Source organism: Pseudomonas sp. Irchel s3a12 (genome assembly GCF_900187485.1).
GTDB lineage: Bacteria > Pseudomonadota > Gammaproteobacteria > Pseudomonadales > Pseudomonadaceae > Aquipseudomonas > Aquipseudomonas neuropathica.
In genome coordinates this window covers 1-1,315 of the sequence record NZ_FYDN01000032.1, presented here as the reverse complement: position 1 = coordinate 1,315, position 1,315 = coordinate 1, and the positions used below count along the sequence as shown (strand labels likewise).

Genomic DNA, 1,315 nt, shown 5'->3' with positions numbered 1-1,315 from the left:
AAAAAAAGGTTCTTCACGGAATCCCGGGAAAGACAGAAACAAGAACGCCGATTTGATTGATGATGTTCGTGCGAGCAAACACATCTAACAAACCGGCGTTCTTATGCGCGATATTAATACTTTCCTTCCTTTTTGGGAGGGCTTTTCTGTCGTCAACATCAAGCCTGATGGTGACGGCCTCCAGATCGATCTCACACCCCACACCACCCGCTTCCCTTCCTGCGGAGGGTGCCAAAAAACCTGTTCAACCACTCATGAGTATTGCGAGCGAGTGATTCGTGATCTACCCATTCTCGGTCGTGCGGTGCGCCTCAGCGTTTTGCTCAGGCGTGTTGGTTGCCGCGACTGTGGCAAACGCATGGAGGCCGTCAGTTGGCTGGATCGCTATGCCCGCATGACGCGTCGCTTGGCCGATGCGGTCATTCAAGCCTGCGAGCGACTTCCCACCCTGCACGTGGCCCAGATGTTTGGGCTGCATTGGGACACCGTTCGGTTGCTGGAGCGTCGAGCCTTACAGGCGGCGTTGGCCACGCTGCCGAAGGCGCAACCACGACGCCTGGTGATGGATGAATTCGCGCTGTTCAAAGGGCATCGCTACGCCAGTGTGGTGTTGGATGCCGATACGCGAAGAGTGCTATGGATTGGCGAAGGCCGTAGCCGGGCGGCGGTTCGGCCCTTTTTCGAAGAGCTGGGGCCAGAGGGATGTGCTCGAATCGAAGCGGTTGCGATGGACATGAATACCGCTTTTGACCTGGAGGTCCGTCAGCACTGCCCGAAAGCGCGAGTGGTCTACGACCTCTTTCATGTGGTGGCCAAATATGGCCGAGAGGTGATTGATCGGGTCCGCGTCGATGAAGCTAATCGGCTACGCCATGACAAGCCTGCCCGAAAGGTCATCAAGCAAGCGCGATGGCTGTTGCTACGCAACCCGCAGAACCTGAAAACGCCGGAGCAACAGGTACGTTTAAAGGACCTGCTGGCGGCCAACCAAGCATTGATGACAGTCTATCTAATGAAGGCTGAACTCAAAACGCTTTGGGCACCTAGCAGCGCCTGGGGCTGGCGATCGGCCTGGAAACAATGGCTGCGCCATGCTCATGAAAGCGAAATACCGGCTCTGGTGCAGTTTGCCAAACGGCTAAAGGGTTACTGGCGAGGCATCGTAAGCCGGGTGCGCTGGCCGATGCACACCGGTCAGTTGGAAGGAATAAACAATCGAATAAAGGTGATCAAGCGGATGGCGTACGGTTACCGGGATAGCGAGTTCTTTTTCATGAAGATCAAGAGCGTCTTTCCCGGTAATCCGTGAAGAACC

1 protein-coding gene is annotated in these 1,315 nt (G+C 55.7%); it reads left to right on the top strand.

Annotated features, from left to right (window positions below; genetic code table 11):
- Positions 1–103 precede the first annotated feature (103 nt).
- Entirely contained in the window at positions 104–1,309 is a 1,206-nt protein-coding gene (locus CKW14_RS29160; RefSeq protein WP_095126667.1) for an ISL3 family transposase, read from the top strand.
- Positions 1,310–1,315 lie beyond the last annotated feature (6 nt).

Coding starts and splice junctions, on each gene's coding strand:
- CKW14_RS29160 (WP_095126667.1), top strand. CDS start 104: ATGCGCGATATTAATACTTTCCTTCCTTTTTGGGAGGGCTTTTCTGTC.